The sequence below is a fragment of the Caldithrix sp. genome, assembly GCF_056497305.1.
Genome location: NZ_JBSMDE010000095.1, coordinates 1 through 20,353 on the forward strand (window position 1 = coordinate 1; position 20,353 = coordinate 20,353).

The window sequence follows — 20,353 nt, forward strand, 5'->3', positions numbered from 1 at the left end:
GCGCAGATTTAGCAGATATTCGCAGAAATAATTTAAACCAATTCTTCAACACGTCCTCCCTAAAACAGCATAAAAATTTTCGCATCCCGCTAAGCGGGATTATAAGTTTTGAAGGAAGTATTCTAAGGCAGCAAAGCCGCAACCAAAAACAACCGCAGAGAGCACAAAGATTTAGAAAAAAAAATAAAATTTATTGACATGTAAGGCTAAAACTTAGCAAAGCAGCACAATTTGCTCCCCCTTCCCTTTATTAAAAGAAGGGAAGGGGGCCGGGGGGTTAGGATATTTAACACAAAAATTTTCGCACGCTAATGCATTAGATCTTTTGAAGGAAGTATTCTAAGGCAGCAAAGCCGCAACTAAAAACATTTCCACAATGATTTAAGCAAGCACAGAAAGCCCAGAGCAGTCACAAAGGGCGCAATAAAGTAATTTTAAATTAAAAATTACGAATTATGAATTAATTTGCGAAGGGGCAACTTATGTCCAGGCGGTGAGGAACCGTGCCGGCATGTCATTCTGAGAATCCCTTACATTGGCAGACCATTCGAAAGAGCAATGTAACTCGTGCTTCAGTCCGCGACTTTGTACGGGCGAAGCATTTATGTCGAGCTTTTGTTAAAAACCCATCCCCCCGGCCCTGTTCCCTTTAAAAAAAGGGAAGGGGGAGTTATAATCTTTACAATGTAAATTTTGATTTTTAAATGTTCATCTACTTTAACTTTTGGGAAAGCTTAGTAAGAATGCAGTACAAAAATTTTCGCATCCCGCTGTGGCGGGATTAGATCTTTTGAAGGAAGTATTCTAAACAGCACTAAAATTTGCGCCTGCTAAAGCGGGCTGTGGGGGGGCGCAGCCGTTTCGATCCTTCCTGCTAAAGCAGGAAGGATCAGGCACCGGGGGTATATCGTTCCCTCCTTAATTCGAAAATAGTGGGCCAGGAATTGGCAATCCGATAAATCGGATCCGCTCCCCGTTTATCATCCCAAAAATAAGAAAGGCGGAATATATTCCGCCTTTCTTTTGATTGTTATTGTCGTTCCTTAATTAGTACATGCCGCCCATACCGCCTGGCGCCGGTGGAGCTGGTTTTTCCGGTTCCGGTTTTTCGGTAATCATGGCCTGAGTCATCAGTAACAGTCCAGCCACGCTGGAAGCATTTTCCAGAGCAGAACGTGTAACCTTGGTTGGATCAATAACGCCAGCTTTCAGCAAGTCTTCAAATTTTTCGGTCTGAGCATTAAAACCAAAGGCGCCGTCGCTTTCTAAAACCTTATTAACCACTACAGAGCCCTCATAGCCTGCATTTTCGGCAATCTGACGAATGGGCTCTTCAAGAGCGCGACGCACAATGTCAACGCCGATCTGCTGATCGCCTTCCAATTTTAGTTCATCCAGCGCTTTAACGGCCCGTAACAGAGCAACGCCTCCACCAGGTACAATGCCTTCCTCAACGGCTGCGCGTGTAGCGTGTAAAGCGTCTTCAACACGTGCTTTCTTCTCTTTCATCTCTACTTCGGTCGCAGCGCCAATTTTCAGAACAGCCACGCCACCAGCTAATTTAGCCAGGCGTTCCTGCAGTTTTTCACGATCATAGTCACTGGTTGTGGTTTCGATCTGAGCTTTAATTTGATTCACACGGCCTTTAATATCTTCGGTAGAACCAGCGCCTTCCACGATGGTCGTATTGTCTTTATCAATGGTGATGCGTTTGGCGCGACCCAGATCATCCAGCGTGGCGTTTTCCAGTTTCCAGCCGGCTTCTTCGCTAATGACACGCCCGCCAGTCAGAATGGCAATATCTTCCAGCATGGCTTTACGACGGTCGCCAAAGCCCGGTGCTTTAACCGCGCACACTTTTAGCGTGCCTCTTAATTTGTTTACCACCAGAGTAGCCAGCGCTTCGCCTTCGATGTCTTCAGCGATGATCAGCAAAGGCTTACCGGTTTGAGCGACTTTTTCCAGCACAGGGAGCAGATCCTTCATTGCGCTAATCTTCTTGTCATGAATTAAAATGAAGGCATCTTCTAAAATGGCTTCCATGGTTTCGGAATCGGTTACGAAATAGGGAGAGACATATCCGCGATCAAACTGCATACCTTCTACGATTTCCAGAGACGTTTCAATGGATTTGGCTTCTTCCACCGTAATAACCCCATCTTTGCCTACCTTTTCCATGGCGTCGGCAATTAAGTTACCGATGGATTCGTCGTTATTGGCAGAGATAGCGCCTACCTGAGCGATTTCCGTTTTCCCTTCTACCTCTTTGGACATCTCTTTCAGGAAAGCAACCGTTTTTTCAATCGCTTTGTCGATGCCGCGTTTTAAGGCCGTTGGATTAGCGCCTGCCACAACGTTCTTTAATCCCTGGGTGTAAATAGCCTGGGCTAAAACCGTGGCGGTCGTGGTACCATCGCCTGCCACATCACTGGTTTTAGACGCCACCTCTTTGACCATCTGAGCGCCCATGTTCTCAAAAGGGTCTTCCAATTCAATCTCTTTAGCTACGGTTACACCGTCTTTGGTGACGGTAGGGGCGCCAAATTTTTTATCAATAACCACATTACGACCTCTTGGGCCCAGGGTGATTTTAACCGTTTTGGCCAGAACATCAATTCCGTCCTTAATTTTGTTCAGCGCATCAATATCGAACTCGATTATTTTAGCTGCCATTTACAGGTTCCTCCTTATTATTGTTCAACTATACGTTTTTTCAAATGAATTTAGATTCAATACAAGGCTAATAAGTTACATGAAAATTTACAACTTTTTAATTTTTAAAAAATCAATAAGTTAAATTTAGCACTCCTTGTCTGAGAGTGCTAATTTAAAAAGTTGTTTGATCTTTTGCAAGATATTTTTCTCAGTGTTCGATTTGTATCCTGCAGCGCATTGTTCATTTTGTTTAAAGGGCCTCTTGCCGGTCGTGAAGAACCCCGATCTTGCGAATTTATGGTTTCACCAAAAAAGATTTTGAAAAATTGAAATGGATCACTTGAAAGTATCTCTTTCACTGCTTATTTTCTTTTATCAAAATTCTTAAATTTTTCACCGGCCAGAGAGAGGAAGTAGAAATGAAAGCATTGATTACCAGCGGGGGGCGTGGGACCCGTTTGCGGCCCCTGACTCATACCCAGAACAAACATCTAATTCCCATCGCCAATAAACCGATCCTTCATTACGCTATCGAATATTGCGCGCAAGCCGGAATCCATGACATTGGCATTGTTTACAATGCCGAATCGACAGCCATCCCCGATGCATTAGGAGACGGTTCAAAATTTGGCGTGCATTTCACTTTCATCCCTCAGGAGAAGCCGTTAGGGTTGGCCCATGTGGTTAAAATTTCTCAGGATTTTATTGGGGAGGAACCCTTTGTCTTCTATCTGGGCGATAACATGGTGGTGGGCGGTTTGAAGCGCTTTATTGATGAATTCGAGAAGAATCAAAGCAACTGCCATTTAACGCTGGCACGCGTTAAAGACCCCCAGCGTTTTGGCGTTCCGGAACTGGACGGTAATCGCATTGTACGGATTGAAGAAAAACCGGCCAAACCAAAAAGTAATTTTGCTGTGGCTGGCATTTACATCTACGATGCCTCGATTTTTGAGGCGGTGAATGCCATTAAGCCCAGCGCCCGCGGTGAACTCGAAATTTCGGATGCCCATCAATATCTGTTGGAGCATGGATACAAGGTAACCTATTCCGAAATTACCGGTTGGTGGAAAGACACCGGTAAACCTTATGACCTGTTAGAGGCCAATCGCCTGGTGTTGGAAAATCTCCAGGAAAAGATTGCAGGTCGGATTGATGAAAAGAGCCTGGTGACCGGCAAGGTGGTGCTGGAAGAAGGCGCCACTATTGTTAATTCGATCGTACGCGGACCGGCTGTAATTGGTAAACATACGCGGATTGAAAACAGTTACATCGGGCCCTTTACTTCCATTTACAACCAATGCCTGATTCAAAACAGCGAGGTTGAGTTCAGTATTTTACTGGAAAAATGTAAACTCATCGACGTGACCATCCGCGTAGAACACAGCCTGCTGGGGAATGAGGCAGAAATTGTTAAAACCGCTGGTCGGCCAGCGACCAATCGGTTTTTAATTGGCGATCAGAGTCGCATTGAACTGTTGTAACATTTGGGGGAGACATGACAACCTTTAAAACTTTACTGGTAGAGGTGGAAGATTTTATCGCCGTCGTAACCATCAATCGTCCGGACAAATTAAACGCTTTAAACCATTTGACTCTAAAAGAGCTGGATGCCCTATTGGATCAACTGGAAAATGATGACCAGGTGAAGGGGCTGTTGCTGACGGGCGCCGGTAACAAAGCCTTTGTGGCCGGGGCCGATTTGCAGGAAATTCAAACCCTGGATGAAGAAGCGGCGATTGCTTTTGCCCGTTTTGGACAACGCCTGTTCACGCGCATTGAACGCTTTCCTAAACCACTTATTGCCCTGGTGAATGGCTATGCACTGGGTGGAGGATGTGAATTAGCCATGGCCTGCCACATGCGTCTGGCCGCGGCAAATGCCCGCTTTGGACAACCGGAGATCAATCTGGGCATTATTCCCGGCTACGGCGGTACGCAACGCTTGCCGCGCTTGATTGGCAAAGGACGGGCCCTGGAACTATTGCTAAACGGTGAAATGATCGATGCTGAGGAAGCTCTGCGACTTGGACTGGTCAACCACGTCGTAGAGCCGGAAAAGTTAATCGAGGAAGGCAAATCGTTACTTAAAAAGATAATTTCCAAAGGAGCCATTGCTATTGACGCCATCTTACAGGCAGTGAATCAGGGGTTGGACCTGCCGCTGGATAAGGGCATGGAGGTGGAGGCGTTGCAATTTGGACGCGTTTGTAACACGGAAGACAAAACTGAAGGGATTCAGGCTTTTTTCGAAAAAAGACAGCCTAAGTTTAAGGGTCGTTGATATGGATCAACCATCCATACTCATCTTTGACCAAAATCAGTCGCTCTGTCAGAGTCTGCTGCTTATGCTGGAAAAGTGGCAAATAAAACATCTGGTATTGGCCTCAGTTGGTGAACTGCAAGCCCGACTCAAAGATAAGCGTTTTGATATTTTTATATGGATTGCCGGTGAAGAGCGGGATTCGCCACTGAGCTTCAAAAAAGAATTAGAAGCAGCCGGCTTTCTGTTCTGGGTGCAGGTAGGACAGCTAAAAAAAGAAACCAAAGATTTTGACCTGTTATGGCCGGAGAAACTCTGTAATGAACCGCAGCATCTGGAATTGCTGTTAGACAATGTCCTTCAGCTGGCAAAGCGCATGAAAAAGCAAAAAGAGATGGCTTCGCTGGTTTTGCATGATCTCAGAACACCCTTGCAAAATTTGAATAGTTATGTGGAACTGCTCAATCAAAATATTTTTGGCGAATTAAATGTCGGGCAGAAAAAGATCATTGCCAATATCCTGTTGCAAACCGACCTGGCCATCGAATTGTTACAGGAACTTTCGGATATTTTACGTTCTAAACGTCGCACGCCGGTGTTAGCCAGGACTAAAATTTCTTTTAATCGTCTGCTTAACGATGTTGTGCGCTCGCTGTGGGTGCTGGCCGATCGTAAAAATATTAAAATCCAGAGCGTCATCCCGCAAAATTTGCCTCTGGTTGCTGTGAATCCAATAGCCATCAAACGTGTTTTATTTAATCTCCTGTTAAATGCCATCAAATTTAGCAAACAAGATGGTCTCATCCGAATCAGTGTGAAGGTAATGAGTAAAAAGCGACCGCAGTTGCTGGTACAAATTAGCGATTCAGGACCTGGAATTCCTGCGGAACACCTGACCAAGGTCTTTGAAATTTACTATCGCCTGGAACAATCACCGATCCGTTTGAAAGGCGGAGGATTGGGACTGTACATCGCCAAAACGCTGATTGAGGAACACGGTGGCCGGATTGCCGCCTACAATAATCGGGAAGGTGGTTCGACCTTTTATTTTACCCTGCCCCTGTAAACAATGCTGCATAGCAGGCATTTTGAATACTTCAATTGAAAGATTTATCCCGCCAGGGCGGGATTCGAAAATTTTAGTGATGAAGACCCTAACCCCCCGCCCCCTTCCCTTCTTTTAATAAAGGAAGGGGGAGCAAATGGTGCAGCTTTGCTGAGTTCTACTCCGGTATGTTAAGATATTTTGCAATTTTCTATTTGCAATCTTTGCGCACTTTGTGAATGCTTTGCCTGTCCGGCTGGTGCTGCCAGACGGGCCTGTCCGGTGGCCAGACCTGACAGGCTGAGCCTTGCCAGACTGGCGGGCCTGTCCGGTGGCCAGACGGGCCTGTCCGGTGGCCAGACTGGCCCGTCCTACGGCCGGACAAGCCTGTCCCCGAAGATCGGGATTTCCGCTTGGCTCCAACCGGCTGGAGCTGCAGGACAATTAAGAAAATTTCACACACATGCCTTCCCCCTTTCCCAGATTTTTATTCTGGGCGAGGAGGATCGAGGGGGTGAGGGCTAATTCGTGGAATGACTTCTGCTATTGAAGGAGAAGAATTAAAAGTGTAAGAGTGTAAGAGTTAAAGGGTTCAGGGGCACCGGCCTGCCATTTTTTAAAGAAGTTTTTGGGTGCGGCTATGCTGCCTTAGAATTTATTGCCGCATGCCTTTCAACAAAGTCTCAGACCTTTTATCGGTAAAATTTAAGAATCTTTAAAGATATGAACTTATTCTACAAAATAAAGCTGTGGATTGAAGGAGGAATATGCTGGGGGAACAGTATGTCTAGTTAGTGCGAGAAGGGGGACTTGAACCCCCACGCCCTTGCGGGCACCAGATCCTAAGTCTGGCGCGTCTGCCAATTCCGCCATCCTCGCAAATCGTTGCTAATTTAAATTTTTTTAGTGCCTGACGCAACTATCATTTTGGCTGCCAGCGTGTCACCAGGCGGGCCAGTTCCCGCTGATCTTCATCCCTTTCCAGGCGGTGTACAATAGCTATCTGTTCATCCGTCCCCTGATCAATCTGCACCAGCGAAATAATCCGCTGGCCGTACACGGCTTCTGCTCGGTAGTTGATTTCCAGGCTGTGAATTTGATGCGCCGTACGGATGTGGTCCGGCACGGCTTCCAGAGCCCAATCGATGTAAATGGTACTGTTTACATGCTGATTCATGTCCAGATCGCTCAGGCGTACCTGAAAGCGTTTTGTGTTCTGTGCGGTCTTTAACTCCGGCAGGTGAGGGAACGGGTCGTCAAGAACACGCCCTTTTTCATGGTTTTGATAGGCTTCCAAAAAGGCGGGTAAGCGTACCGGGCGCCGGGCCTTAAAATCGATGAGCATCCAGGACGAGGTAGCCAGCGCTACCGTATGCTGCTGTTCATCGCGAATGATAAAATCGCGTAAAGCGAATAATCCCTGCTTTTGCGAAGGCCAGGTTTCTACGAAAACTTTTTGATTCCAGAACGGATAGCGGAAAACTTGCAGATGGAATCTGGAAAGCACCCAGGTCAATCCCATGGAATCCAGATCCGTTTTCGAAAGTTTTAAACGGGCGGCATGATTGGCTGCCGCTTCCTGTAAATAATTGAACAGGGCCTGCAACTTAGCCCGACCATCGTGACCGGCTTCATAAGCCCGAATTTTGAAAACTTCTTCCCATAATAGCGGTTTGTCTTCCATTGCAATTCCTTTGTTCGTTTTGCCTGCGCACCGTTTAAAACGGCGTGTAATCCGCTTTTCTTGTCCGAGATTGCGCAGAAAACGAGCGGGGCATTCGGCCCGGCTCTGCTTTTAGCGATGGCTCTTAGAGATTGACTTTATCTGCTTTCCAGCCGAACCTTCACGGTTTGAGTTTTTCCCTTTCGTTCGATGGTGAAGGTGACCACGTCTCCGGCAGAGTGTTTTTTTAACAGATTGCTGTAATCTTTCAGATTTTCAACCGGCTGGTTATTGAATTTAAGGATTACGTCCCCGCTTTTCAGTCCGGCGCTGGCAGCCGGAGAAGGTTGTGAAATGCTCTGAATTTTAATGCCCGGGCCGGCAAAGGTAAAATCCGGTAAAATTCCGGTTCTGACCTTTCTTCCGGAAGTGGCGCTCCGGCCTGCGCTTTTGGTCGCGCCCTGTGTTCCCTGAAAAGTTAAAGGTTCTTTGCGTTCGGCGCTTAAATAGACTAAGGCTTCGCGCGTAAGGGTGGCCACCTTAACCAGCCCATCGGCATCAATTTTATCTACGGTATCGGTGGGCCGGTGATAATCGGTGTGCGCGCCGGAGAAAATCTGTACAGCCGGAACTTGGGCTTCAATGAAAGCCACCTGATCGCTGGCGTCAAGCGGCTGAGTGACCATCTGGGCCTGAACGCCTGTCACGTAACCAATGCCCATGAAAATAAACGGCCACTCTCTGGCGCTGGCGGCATTTAAAATCAGTACCTTTTTCCCGTTCAGGCGGCCAACCGTGTCCAGATTCAAATCGGCCATTATTTTATCTGGAGGGAAACGCTGGTAGTGTTTAATAAAATATCGCGATCCTTTCAGGCCGGCTTCTTCGGCTGTAAAGGCGACAAAAAGCACAGTGCGCGCGGGCTTGAATGTGGGGCCTAACACTCTGGCCAGTTCCAGTAAAACCGATACGCCGCTGGCATTATCGTCGGCTCCGGGATGAATTTTCCCCTCGTCGCCACGGTGAACATCCGGCCAGCCGCGTCCCAGATGGTCGTAGTGGGCGCTGACTACAACGGCCTGATCTTTCAACCGGGGATCATTACCCGGGATCAGGCCGATGATGTTTTTAACGGTGTCCCTGGCGCCATGAGGGCCAACTACCTCTTGCCAGGCCTGCAGATAACTGCCATCATCGGCCGCGGGCGATAAACCCGCTTTTTTAAATTGTTGCACAATATAAGCGGCGGCCCGTTCCAGTCCCCGGCTTCCCAGCCCGCGACCTTCCAGTTCTTGACTGGCTAAAAAACGGATATCCTGCATCATGCGTTCGGCGGAAAAGAGGGGCGCTAAACGGGCCAGCGGGGCACGCGCCGGCAAGCGAACGGTTTGTGGTACGGTTTCACGGGCCAGCAACTTTTGCAGCGGCGATTGAACGATGGGCCATTGCCCTTTGGCAATATTGGTCGGTTCAGCGCCGCTAAAGGCCAGGTAGCTGTATTTTCCGTAATGAGGCAGTTTTCGGGCCAGGCCTGCCACGGCCTGCGGATGGCCAATGCGCAACCAGACCAGCACGGTTTTTGGATTTTGCGGATGGCGTACGCTAATGACAAAACTGTTGTCCTGCAGCGGGAGATCAAATTTTTCTAACTGTACGCGATCGCTGTTAATGTGGGCGTCATAGTGACTCAGGCCCTGCTCAATCAAAGATTTGAAAGGGTTGTCATCGCCAAAAATCCACACCGGTCGATCGGTAGGCAGGTTATGTACTTCAGAGGCCTGCTTTACTTCCACTTTCTTTTGTTTGCTTTTAGCCCATATTTGCGCCAATTGTCGGTAAGGATCACCCTTTTGCAGCCCATCCGGCAGAACGATTAAAATCTGCTTTGCTCCAAAAATGTTGGAAAGCGCCGGTGGAATCTCACTGAAGTGTAGGCGCCGGAAGACCTGAAATTGCGGATCGATCTCGATCTTGAGCGGTTGTTCGGCAAAGGTCATGGCAAATGATTGCTGACGCGAATCCATCTGCACTATCTGGCTGGTTGCCCGTTCTTTAAAAAATACGGCAACGGGAATTTTCAGGGAAAAAGGCTCTTCTTCCTGAATCTGTTTTAGAGTGAAGCGGAGTTCAAATTGCGAACCCGATTTTTTTACGTCGGCTTCTTTTAGCAACAGTTCCGGAGCTCCGGTACGCTTGACCCATTGTTCAAAGAATGGTTTCAATGGTTTGCCGCTCATTTTTTCAAAGCTGGTTCGTAAATCGTCGAACGAAGCGCGGGTGAATTGCCTGGTTTTGTAAAAATCCTGTAAGGCCTGTACAAACAGCTTGTCGCCTAAATCGGTGCGCAGCATTTCCCAGATCATCATGCACTTTCCATAGCCAATGGCTTCCGAAGGCGCGTCGTGCCTGGAGAGAAATTGGGACAGTGGGAAATCATTGTCTTTATTGACGTAATCGGTGAATTTTTGCAGGGTAGATCGGCGATAGGCATCGCCCTGACCGCGCTGTTCCTGGATCAGATGATCGGCCAGATAAACCGTTAACCCTTCACACCAGTTGCCCCGGGTAAAATCCACGTAAACACTATTTCCCCACCAGTTGTGCAACAACTCATGGGGATAGGAAGAATGCAGGATAAAGGGAAAACGAATGACCTGCGGCCCCAGCAAAGTGAAAGAGGGCATACCGTAACCGGTTTCCCAGAAGTTCTCGATCAGGGCAAACTTCCAGAAAGGGTAAGGGCCGATCAACTGGCGGTACATTTCCAGGTACTGTCCTGTTACTTCCAGGTATTTGTTGGCCAGGCCCTGATCCGGGGAGCGCAAAAAGGCCATGACCTTAACGTTTCCAACCTGCCGCTGATATTCGAAAAATGGGGCGGCGATGAGAAACGCCTCTTCCATGGGATGGGGACAAATCCAGCGGACCAGGCTGTGATCCTTTTCTTTTTGATACCTGGTGCGCCGTCCCTGACTGACCGCATCCCAGCCCTCAGGAAGTTCTACGGTCAAAGCAAAACTGATCAGTTCGTTGTCAAATTGCGGTAACCAGACACTGGAGCCGGCCAGATAGACGCCCTGTGTGTCAATGATGCCGGGCGTGGTGCTAAAACCCCGCGCATACTCTTCACCCTGTTGTTCAATGGGATGGTGAATGGTTCCCGAATACTGAACAATAATCTGGCCCGGCAATGGTTGATGATGGGCCGCTGTTAAACGGTAACGATTCTGGCGCACGCGGGCCAGCACTTCCGGCGCTTCTACATCCATGCCCAGGTCCTGGCCAGAAAGATTGGTGTCTGCCAAACTCAGACGTACCCCTCCGGTAAGAATCCTGGGCTGCAATCCGGAATGCAAGGTGAAATCGAGCGTTTGCAGGGGCGTGTCAAAATGGAATGAGAGAGTGTCCGTTACCGAAAGCGATTGTTCGGAGGGAAAAATCTGCGCCCGAATCGCGTGATGAATGCGCGTGGTCTGGGCCGCCAGATGCCCGCTCAATAAAAAGATGTTTATTAAAAAGAATAAAATGAGAGTGTTTTTCCTTTTCATGGTTCTCTCTCCGCCTAATGTTATGCTAATTGAATTTGACTTTTTCTACTTTGAGCGCCCGTTAACGGACGACAATTTGCACCGTATTTTGCACCTGAAGATATTTTTGCGCTACGCGTCGAACATCCTCTAAAGTCACCTGTTTCAGGGCATTTAGGAACATTTGATCGTAATGGATGTCCCGATGGAAGTAGTAGGAATGGGCCAGGTAATAAGCCTGATTAATACTGGACAACCGGCGGAACATCATGCGCCCCAGGTACATGTTAATGGCTTTTTGCAGATCGTCTTCTGTAAATTCCTTCACGACTTCAGGTCTGAAAAAAGTGGCGTATTGTTTGAGCAACACATCTACATTCTGAGGCCGTGTGCCCTGGGAGACGTAAAATAAAGCGCGATCCCCACGGATTTCGATTCCGGCGCGCATGTGGTAGGCCATGCCCTGTTTCTCCCGAATCTGGAACACAATTTTATCGCCAAGCAAAAGCGAAAGCGCTTTTAAGGCCGGATGGTCCTGTTTTTCAATTACTCTGGAATAGCCCCAGAATAGATAGGAGCGCTGACCGTTGCCCGCCTTTTCAATCTGCACCGGCTGCTGGTGTAGCTTGAGGCTTTTGGTAACCACTGGCACTTCCTGAACAGCGGTTGTGCTCTTAAAATTCTGAAAATTTTGATAAACCGTCTGGGCGTCGGCCGAAGAGACAACGGAGATGATCATGTTCTGCGGTTGAAAATAATTTTTGCTGAACTCAAGTAATTGCGGGTAAGAAATCTCTTCGGGACCTGGCGCGTAAGGACCGGTTTCGTAAACGTATTCCTCCAACAAATGATCGAACAGCTTTCGCGCCGGGTCGGCTTTTCTGCCCATTATGCCCTGAGCGCTTAATTTTGATTTGGCCTTCTGCAACTCCTGTTCAGTTGGTTTGAAATTCAGAAGGAGCTGGTTCAAAAAGCGGATCAAACCGGGCAGGTCACTATTCAGCCCTTCAATACGAATGTAGCTGAAATCGGGGTGTAAATAAATATCATCCATGGGAATGTAGGGATTGTCGTTCACTGTGACCGAAAGTCCGAATTTTTGTGTCATGATTTGATTCTCTTCTGATTTCAAACGCTGGCCCAGACAATCGTGCAGGATTTGAGCGGCATGCTTGCCAAATCGGGCTTGCCAGAAGGCCTTGTGTTTGATCAGGTAGTGAATGGCGATTAACTGCGAAGCCGGATTTTGTTTAACAATGATGGTCGGTAATCCGTCCCTGGCTTCGAACAAACGAACATCGATTTTGGTCTGCTGGCTTTGCCCTTTTGTCGATTTTTTCCGGGGAAACTGTACCACTGTAATGGGTTCGCCTTCGATCTTAAAATGACTCAATCGGCTGGCCATGGCCATTACATGCTGAGGTTCAAAGGTTCTGAGTAGATTGTCAAAACCCGACGTAGCGATGATCTGGGCATTGTAGATGCCGAACATGTGCGGTTTTTCCAGGTTTTTAAGAAAAAAGGTGCGGATTTTGTTGGCCTGGGTCCGGGCCAGGGCCGGAGAGTAAGAAAAATCGGCTGAACTTAAAAAGGCCATCACGGATTGCTTCAAACCCTCTACATCGGGATTAAAACCGGCATAGTCTATGCGTACTTCAACAAAGTTTGCTACGGGACTGGTGATCGTATTCATTTTCACCCGGACGATGTCTTTTCCTAATTGCGCTTTCAGTTCCATGGCCATGTCCGATAGTTTTTTGTCAATTAACTGACTTAGCGTGTAGTCCAGTTTTCCTTTAAGCGGAAAGATGAATTCAACCACACTATTCCGGCCGCTGTAGTAGCGATGGAATACCTGCCCGGAAGCGGGAATTTTTAGATGGGAAACATCATAGGCAAAACTCCAGTTGGAAAGTTCAGGTAAACGCACCAGGCCTGGTTCTTCCTGACCATAAATTTCATTGATCATTTTCAACATTTGCTCAGAGTCGAATCGGCCGATGACGCTGAGACGCATGTTGTTGGGTACGTAAAAATTTTTGTAGAACTCGAAAACCTGATCACGATCCAACCCGCGGATGGTAGAATAAGTGCCCAGAGTGGGCAGGCTTAAGGCGTGTCCTTCAAACAAAATACTGTTCAAATTGCTTTCCAGCTGGGCATCCGGATCAGCAAACGTTTTGGAAATCTCTTCCAGGACGATGCCTTTTTCTTTTTCAAACTTATCTTCCGGTAAGGTGGAGTAGAAGAGCATGTCGGCCTGGATTTCCATGCCCTGGCGAATGTTTTCTGCCGGGGTGACCATCATAAAGTTGGTGTAAAAATCACCGGTATTGGCGTTATTGTAGCCGCCAATGCGATCCACATCATCGTACAGTTGTTTCTGGGAACGGGAGATTGTGCCATTAAACAGTAGATGTTCCAGCATGTGACTCATGCCGCTGGTGGAAAAATCTTCGTAGGCTGATCCTACGCGCACCACCACATTAACGCCCACCATGGGCAGAGCCGGATTTTCAATCAGCAATACCTCCAGACCATTGTCCAGACGATGAATGGAAAACGGTACATTCTGGGCTGCTAATGGCTGCCAGAAGACCATACTTAATAGTAATATGGAAATCGTTGTCTTAAACATGTGAGCCTCCTGATCTTCTTGAATAATTTGAAATTTACAAAACAAAACGATTAAATAAAAAATGAAATCGTTGGTGCGTTTTGAATGGGAAGTCCAACCAGGTAGTGTAAAGGATTCTTCGGTTTAGCCCTCACCCCCAAACCCCCTCTCGCGAAAATCGGGGTTCAGCCCTCCAAGGTAAAAGATTTAACACCCTGCTAAAGCGGGGAATCGAAATGACAAACGGCACAGGTCTCCCAAATTGTCATTTCGACTGATGTGCGGAGCGGAGAAATCTTTCTTCGCCTTTACAAAAGGCTCGAGCTGAAGCTCGAGTTACGTTGCGTTTGCGAATTGTTTGCTAGTGTAAGGGATTCTTCTCCCGCTAAAGCGGGATCAGAATGACACTCAGCACCATTTAACTATTTAACCATTCAACCTTCAACTAATTAACTCTTAGACACATACACTTTTCCACGCTTGTGTCTGCCAGTGGGGGGTCTCGAGCTGAAGCTCGAGTTACCTCTGAAGCGGGATTAGAATGACATGCCGACACAGGCCTTCACCGCCCGGGCACAACTTGCCTTTTCAAAAAATAATTCGTAATTCGTAATTTTTAATTAAAATGGTGTGGGAATATTTGGAAATCCTCCGGCATTTTTTTGGTGAAAGAGGACAAAACACGTAAATTCACATTAAAACAAATAAGCACAGGAGAAAAATGAAACGACCCGAACTACTTGTGCCAGCCGGCACCTTTGAGAAAATGCAATACGCCTTTGCTTACGGAGCCGATGCCGTTTATGCCGGAATTCCCCGTTTTTCATTACGGGCCAGAGAGAATGATTTTACCATGGAAAAAATCGTGCAGGCCATGGAGTACGCCCATGCCCGCGGAAAACGCCTTTACCTGACCATGAATATTTATCCACACAACAATAAAATTCGCTCTTTCGTAGAAATGCTCCAGCGTGTAGCTGCTTTACAGCCCGATGGTTTAATCATGGCCGATCCGGGCATGATTCTGGTGGCGCGTGAAAAACATCCGGAGTTGCCCATTCATCTCTCTACACAGGCCAATACCGTTAACTGGCAAACCGTACGCTTCTGGAAACAGCTGGGCATTAAACGCATCATCTTAAGTCGTGAGTTACGCCTGGAGGAGATTGAAGAAATTCGCCAGCATGTACCCGACATTGAGCTGGAAACCTTTGTCCATGGCGCAATCTGCATTGCCTATTCCGGGCGCTGCCTGCTTTCCAATTATTTCAACCATCGCGATGCCAATCAGGGTACCTGTACCAACGCGTGCCGCTGGGAGTACAAAGTCTATTCCGAGCCTGCAGAAATGGAAACCGAACGCGATGTCCTCTTACCCATGAGTTCCGAACACTTCTACCTGGAAGAAGCAGGCCGACCGGGACAGCTTATGCCCATCGATGAAGATGAGCACGGCACCTACATCATGAACGCCAAAGACCTTTCAACCATTCACATTCTGGACAAAATTGTGAAAGCAGGCATTAACAGTCTGAAAGTGGAGGGACGGACCAAATCGCTTTACTACGTCAGCGTGATTACGCGCGCCTATCGTCAGGCTCTGGATTATGTACAAAAAGGGCAGCCCATTCCGTCAGAGGTCTTACAGGAAGTGTACGCCGTGGCCAATCGGGGCTATGTTACCGGCTTTCTGGAACGCAATCCACTGGAAAATGGCCAAAACTACGAAAGCGGGCATTCAGCCAACCAGAGTCGCCTGTTCTGCGGAATTATTAAAGCCTGGGATGAGCGGCGTCGATTAGCCACCCTCTCCGTACGCAATCGTTTTGAAATAAACGATGAACTGGAATTAATCAGCCCTCAAAAGACCATCCGTTTTACGGTTAAGGAAATCGTAAATTCTGACGATGAAAAGGTAGAGGTTGCCCACGGGGGCGGTAAAGATGTCAAAATTCCTCTGCCTGTTAAACCGGAACCATTTATGCTCTTACGAAAAGTTGTAAAACAAGAGGAAACGATTCTTCTCTAATCTGTAAAATAAAGGATTGCCATGCCCGAAATTCTATTCTACCAGAACCTGACCGATCTGCAGCTCGATCAGCTGGACAAAGAACAAACTATTGTACTGCTTCCGATCAGCTTAATGGAAGCACATGGTCCGCATCTGCCTCTGGGAACCGATTTTTTAATCGCCCAAAAATTTTCGGAATTGCTGGCTCAAAAGCTAATGCAGGCCCACGACCAGATTCAGCCCCTCATTCTGCCGGCCGTACCCCTCGGCGTTGGCGGTATTCAAAGACCGGGTACGTTGAACCACGAACAAAATATCGTGCGAAATACCATTTACCAGTTTGGGCTCAGACTGGCTGAGCACGGTTTTAAAAAGGGAATCGTGGTTAGCGGTCACGCCGGCAAAGGACACCTGAAGGCCATGAGTTCGGCAGCCCGTAAACTGAAGAAACAGAGCGTTTTTGAATTTTTGCCCTTAACCAGTTACCTCTTTTTAGATGCCGGTCTGAAAAAGATGGCGCAAATCATCGATCATGATGGCAACCACATTCCGCTTTATGACGGACATGCCGGGCAATGGGAAACTTCGGTAATGCTGTTTCTGCATCCGGATCAGGTGGATCATCGACATAAAGAATTGCCGCTTTCCCAGGATGCGGAAAAAAATGGCTATCGGGGCCATCCTGCGCTGGCCGATGTGCAAACCGGCCGGAGATTAGTGGACTTTTTACTGGATATGGCGCTATTGATCATCAACAAACATTTTTTTTAATCCACGGTTGATCTCATCTTTCAATGTCTTTTCCTAACATCGAAAGCCGTCTTGATTTTTGTAAGAGCAAAATGCGTCCAATCGGTAAAGGGGCATTACCTTTGACTGAACCCTCTGATGAATCAAACCGTTTCTGTCTGTTTGAAAAGAGGGCCGTGAGTGGAGAAATAAACCATGCGTCCTTATTTAAATTTGCATTTCTGAATGAATTTTGATATTTTTCGAACAGATCATTTAAAAATTCGAAAAGGAGAATATGGTAGACAAAGCCTTACGCAAATCAAAAATTCTGGAAGTTGCCCAAAGTCTATTTGCCCGCTTTGGCCTGGCTAAAACGACCATCGAAGATATTGCTAAAATGGCGCGCATGGGCAAGGCCAGTATCTATTACTATTTTCAAAATAAAGAGGCCATTTTCCAGGAAGTGGTGGATAAGGAAGGGCGCATTTTAAAGGATGAATTGCTGAAGGCGGTCCACGCCGAAACAACACCGCAGGCTAAAATTCGCCGTTACGTTGTCACGCGCATGCTTAAGATTAAACAACTGGCTAACTACTACAACGCCTTACGCGACGATTACCTGAAACACTACTCTTTTATTGAAAAGGCGCGTCAGAACTACGATGCTTTTGAAATAGCCATGATCAGCAATATTTTACAGGAAGGCATCCAGCAGGGCGTTTTTGCCATTGAAAATGTGACTTTAACGGCAGAGACCATTGTGGCTGCCATGAAGGGGCTGGAATATAATTGGACACTGGAAATTCCGGAAAATAAAATAGTGGAAAATATCGATGCCATGCTCAAGATTCTTTTAAAAGGAATTGAAAAGCGAAACTGAATTTTTTTGAATCTTTTTCGAATATAAAACGTAAAAATTCGAAACATATCTTATTGGTTCATGGAGGGGATGATGAAGTCATTTGCCGATTGGGTAATCCGCTGGCGTTTTCCTGTTGTGCTCATTACCTTTCTGCTCACTCTGTTTTTTGCTTATCAATTCAAGTACATTCAGATCAACAGCGATATTCTGTCCTATCTCCGACCAGACGATCCGGAGGTCATTCTTTTTAATCGTATCGGTGAAGAATTTGCCGGCACCTCCATTGCCATGGTCGGTTTGGAGTCGGACAATGTGTTCACGTACAAAACGTTGCTGGTCATTGATACCCTGACTGAAAAGATCAAACAATTAGAGGGCGTCGCCTCGGTGATGAGCTTAACCGATATGCTGGATATTCGGAGTGTTGAAGGCGGGCTGGAAGTAGGCCGGCTGATCGATAAAAACAATATTCCCCATGACGCGGAAACATTAAATAGGATCAGAAAATACACGCTCTCCAAAGACATGTATCGGGGGCGCATTGTTTCGCCCGATGGTAAAATTACGATTATCATCGCCCGGCTTAAACACGATGCTGATAAGGAACGCGTTGCCGCGGAAATCAAACAACTTGCTCTGCAAAAGGCAGGCGCTTACCAGCTCTATTTTTCCGGTCTGCCCATGCAAATGCTGGAAATCAATGACATCATTGTGAAAGACATGGTGCGCCTGGTGCCCGTTGTGGCCCTGATGCTGGTATTAATGCTCTATTTCAGCTTTCGCACCAAACGCGGCGTTTTGTTACCCCTATTGACGGTGATGATCAGTACGATCTGGGCCCTGGGATTAATGACCTTGCTGGACATCAAACTCTCCATCATTTCCAATGTGATGCCCGTCCTGCTTCTGGCCATCGGTTCTGCCTACAGTATCCACATGCTGGCCCGCTATCAGGAAGATATCCATTTTTGTTCGGACAAAAATGCCTGTATTAAGGAAGCGCTTTCTGAGGTGGGGATTCCAATCGTGTTAACCGGATTAACGACGCTCATCGGTTTTTTCTCATTTATTGGCTCCTATTTGACTTCGGTTACTCAGTTTGGCGTTTTTACCGGAATCGGTGTGGGGTTTGCTTTGCTGCTGTCCATCACCTTTGTTCCGGCCATGCTTACCTTTTTTAAGCCTCCAAAGCTAAAACGCAATAAAGAGGGGCGAGAAGATAACGTGCTAACGGCCTTTATGGATTCTTTAGCCCGATTGGTACTTAAAAATGAAAAATCCATTGTTGCTGTGGCAGCCTTGATTACCATCGTCGCCATGATAGGCTTACCCCGTTTGAAGCGCCAGGCGAACATGCTCAGCTATTTCAAAGAAGACACCGATATTCGAATCGCCGAAAAAATGATGGAGAAAAATTTCGGCGGGTCCCTCCCCATTCAAATTTTAGTTGAAGGAGATTTAAAAAATCCATTTGTACTCAAGCAAATGCGCGATCTGGAAAAATTTATGGAAACTCTTCCGTACGTAAGTAAGCCGCAATCGGTAGCCGATTTTATTTGCGAGATGAATCAGGTGATGAACGGCCATTACACCATTCCAGATACGCGTGCCGGTGTGGCCAACCTCTGGTTTTTTATTGAAAGCGAAAACATAATGGAACAATTGGTCAATAATGACGCCAGTCGGGGGATCATTCAGGCCAACATGGGCACCATGGATACCAAAAAAATAGTGACAGCGGTGGAGGCGATAAACCGTTTTATTACAACCCATCTGGACACCTCCCTGGTGGCGCTTAAACGTAATGCTCAAAATGAAGCTACGATCAGGGCCTATGTAATCCAGAAAATAACGAAAGATGTTCAAGGGGATTTTGAACAGTTTGGAATTAAAAGAATACCTGAAGCGGCGCAAATTGAGGAAATAATTCGTGCCGTCGCCAACCAACAAGAGGTAACGTTCAACGAAACAGACATTGAGAAAATCAAGAAAAAATTGGATGATTTTTTTCTAAATGAATCTGAGATCGAAATTGAAGATGAGCACACGATTTTTGCCATTATTGAAAAGGTATCAGAACAGTTGCAAAAAGGGGCTGTGCCTTCAGAACATGAAATTCTGGAAATCATAAAGCAAGAGTTGAAGAACTTCAACGCGTATGCGGAAGAAGATGTGCGGGCTACTGCGCACTCCATGTACCTTATTTTAAATGAAGAGGCCCAGTACAACAGAGTAATGGCCGGTGTGGAGCGCCTGCTCTCAGAATTTACTTCCCGACAAAAAATCAAAGAAACCTTTCGCAATGCATTACGCGATGACCTGTGGCTGATCAATGAACGGTTAGCAGCCTTGCCCGATTCCCTGGCCCGGGCCCGGCGACTTCAGGGAGAAAAGGTGCGTGTGCGTTTTGTGCAATCCGGCATGCCCGTTATTTTTGCCAGGATCGATGCCAGTCTGCTAAAAAGCCAGATCCAGAGCCTGGCCATTGCCCTGATCCTGGTTACCATTATCTTAATCGTTCAAATGCGTTCATGGATCGGAGGGCTGATTTCGGTTTCACCCATCGTATTAACGGTATTGATCAATTTTGCCCTCATGGCCTATTTTAATATTTCGCTGGACAACGCCACCATGATGATTGCCAGCATCGCCATCGGTATTGGCATTGACTACGCCATCCATTTTACAAATCGTTTTAAGGAAGAACTGCAAAAAACGGACAATGAATGGCAGGCTCTGGAAAAGACTTTGCGTACTACCGGTAAGGCCATCGCCATTAACGCCCTGTCGGTGGGCATGGGATTTCTGGTATTAATTTTTGCTCAGTTAATTCCCATTCAGCGATTTGGCTGGCTGACGGCCGCCACCATGCTATTCAGCAGTCTGGGGGCCATTACCTTTTTACCGGCTCTAATTTTGGTGACCAGAGCCCGATTCATTGGAGATTTCCCGAAACGACATTAAATGCTTTTGCAAAG

At 47.0% G+C, this 20,353-nt stretch carries 13 protein-coding genes and 1 tRNA gene; 9 read left to right on the forward strand and 5 right to left on the reverse strand.

Going from position 1 to position 20,353, the window contains the following annotated elements; translation table 11 throughout:
- Positions 1 to 197, forward strand: a 197-nt coding sequence (locus tag ACWB0I_RS08255; RefSeq protein WP_479387580.1) for a hypothetical protein, incomplete at its 5' end; no start/stop codon positions are given.
- A gap of 850 nt (positions 198 to 1,047) precedes the next feature.
- On the opposite strand, the gene groL is transcribed toward ACWB0I_RS08255, so the two are convergent.
- Positions 1,048 to 2,673: a chaperonin GroEL gene (gene groL / locus ACWB0I_RS08260; protein ID WP_479387581.1), complete on the reverse strand. Its 1,626-nt coding sequence runs from the start codon at positions 2,671 to 2,673 to the stop codon at positions 1,048 to 1,050.
- A 401-nt stretch (positions 2,674 to 3,074) separates the two neighbouring features.
- On the opposite strand from groL, the gene ACWB0I_RS08265 reads away from it, so the two are divergent.
- The 4 genes from ACWB0I_RS08265 to ACWB0I_RS08280 all read left to right on the forward strand — a co-directional run bounded on the left by ACWB0I_RS08265 (position 3,075) and on the right by ACWB0I_RS08280 (position 6,411).
- Positions 3,075 to 4,139 (forward strand): glucose-1-phosphate thymidylyltransferase, encoded by a 1,065-nt coding sequence (locus ACWB0I_RS08265; protein WP_479387582.1) that lies wholly within the window; start codon positions 3,075 to 3,077, stop codon positions 4,137 to 4,139.
- Between the two features lie 14 nt (positions 4,140 to 4,153).
- On the forward strand, positions 4,154 to 4,939 hold the full coding sequence (locus tag ACWB0I_RS08270) for an enoyl-CoA hydratase-related protein (RefSeq protein ID WP_479387583.1): 786 nt from the start codon (positions 4,154 to 4,156) through the stop codon (positions 4,937 to 4,939).
- Position 4,940: 1 nt separating this feature from the next.
- Entirely contained in the window at positions 4,941 to 5,984 is a 1,044-nt protein-coding gene (locus tag ACWB0I_RS08275) for a sensor histidine kinase (RefSeq protein WP_479387584.1), read from the forward strand.
- A 286-nt stretch (positions 5,985 to 6,270) separates the two neighbouring features.
- Positions 6,271 to 6,411 carry a hypothetical protein gene (locus tag ACWB0I_RS08280; RefSeq protein WP_479387585.1) on the forward strand — a complete coding sequence of 47 codons (141 nt, stop codon included), beginning with the start codon at positions 6,271 to 6,273 and terminating at the stop codon, positions 6,409 to 6,411.
- A 347-nt stretch (positions 6,412 to 6,758) separates the two neighbouring features.
- Here the strand turns inward: ACWB0I_RS08280 and ACWB0I_RS08285 are convergent.
- From ACWB0I_RS08285 to ACWB0I_RS08300, 4 genes are all read right to left on the reverse strand, one after another.
- Positions 6,759 to 6,842, reverse strand: a tRNA-Leu gene (locus tag ACWB0I_RS08285).
- Positions 6,843 to 6,885: 43 nt separating this feature from the next.
- The gene (locus ACWB0I_RS08290; protein WP_479387586.1) at positions 6,886 to 7,647 is read right to left on the reverse strand and encodes an acyl-[acyl-carrier-protein] thioesterase; all 762 of its coding nucleotides are present in this window, start codon (positions 7,645 to 7,647) and stop codon (positions 6,886 to 6,888) included.
- 137 nt (positions 7,648 to 7,784) lie between these two features.
- Positions 7,785 to 11,174: a M20/M25/M40 family metallo-hydrolase gene (locus ACWB0I_RS08295; RefSeq protein WP_479387587.1), complete on the reverse strand. Its 3,390-nt coding sequence runs from the start codon at positions 11,172 to 11,174 to the stop codon at positions 7,785 to 7,787.
- Between the two features lie 61 nt (positions 11,175 to 11,235).
- Positions 11,236 to 13,791: a M16 family metallopeptidase gene (locus ACWB0I_RS08300; RefSeq protein ID WP_479387588.1), complete on the reverse strand. Its 2,556-nt coding sequence runs from the start codon at positions 13,789 to 13,791 to the stop codon at positions 11,236 to 11,238.
- Between the two features lie 700 nt (positions 13,792 to 14,491).
- Here ACWB0I_RS08300 and trhP point away from each other — a divergent pair.
- From trhP to ACWB0I_RS08320, 4 genes are all read left to right on the forward strand, one after another.
- A complete protein-coding gene (trhP, locus tag ACWB0I_RS08305; protein WP_479387589.1) occupies positions 14,492 to 15,799 on the forward strand; it encodes a prephenate-dependent tRNA uridine(34) hydroxylase TrhP in 1,308 nt (435 codons plus the stop codon).
- A 21-nt stretch (positions 15,800 to 15,820) separates the two neighbouring features.
- Positions 15,821 to 16,552, forward strand: a complete 732-nt coding sequence (locus ACWB0I_RS08310; protein ID WP_479387590.1) for a creatininase family protein — start codon at positions 15,821 to 15,823, stop codon at positions 16,550 to 16,552.
- A gap of 256 nt (positions 16,553 to 16,808) precedes the next feature.
- Positions 16,809 to 17,393 (forward strand): TetR/AcrR family transcriptional regulator, encoded by a 585-nt coding sequence (locus ACWB0I_RS08315; RefSeq protein ID WP_479387591.1) that lies wholly within the window; start codon positions 16,809 to 16,811, stop codon positions 17,391 to 17,393.
- Between the two features lie 69 nt (positions 17,394 to 17,462).
- A complete protein-coding gene (locus ACWB0I_RS08320; protein WP_479387592.1) occupies positions 17,463 to 20,339 on the forward strand; it encodes an efflux RND transporter permease subunit in 2,877 nt (958 codons plus the stop codon).
- Positions 20,340 to 20,353: the final 14 nt, after the last annotated feature.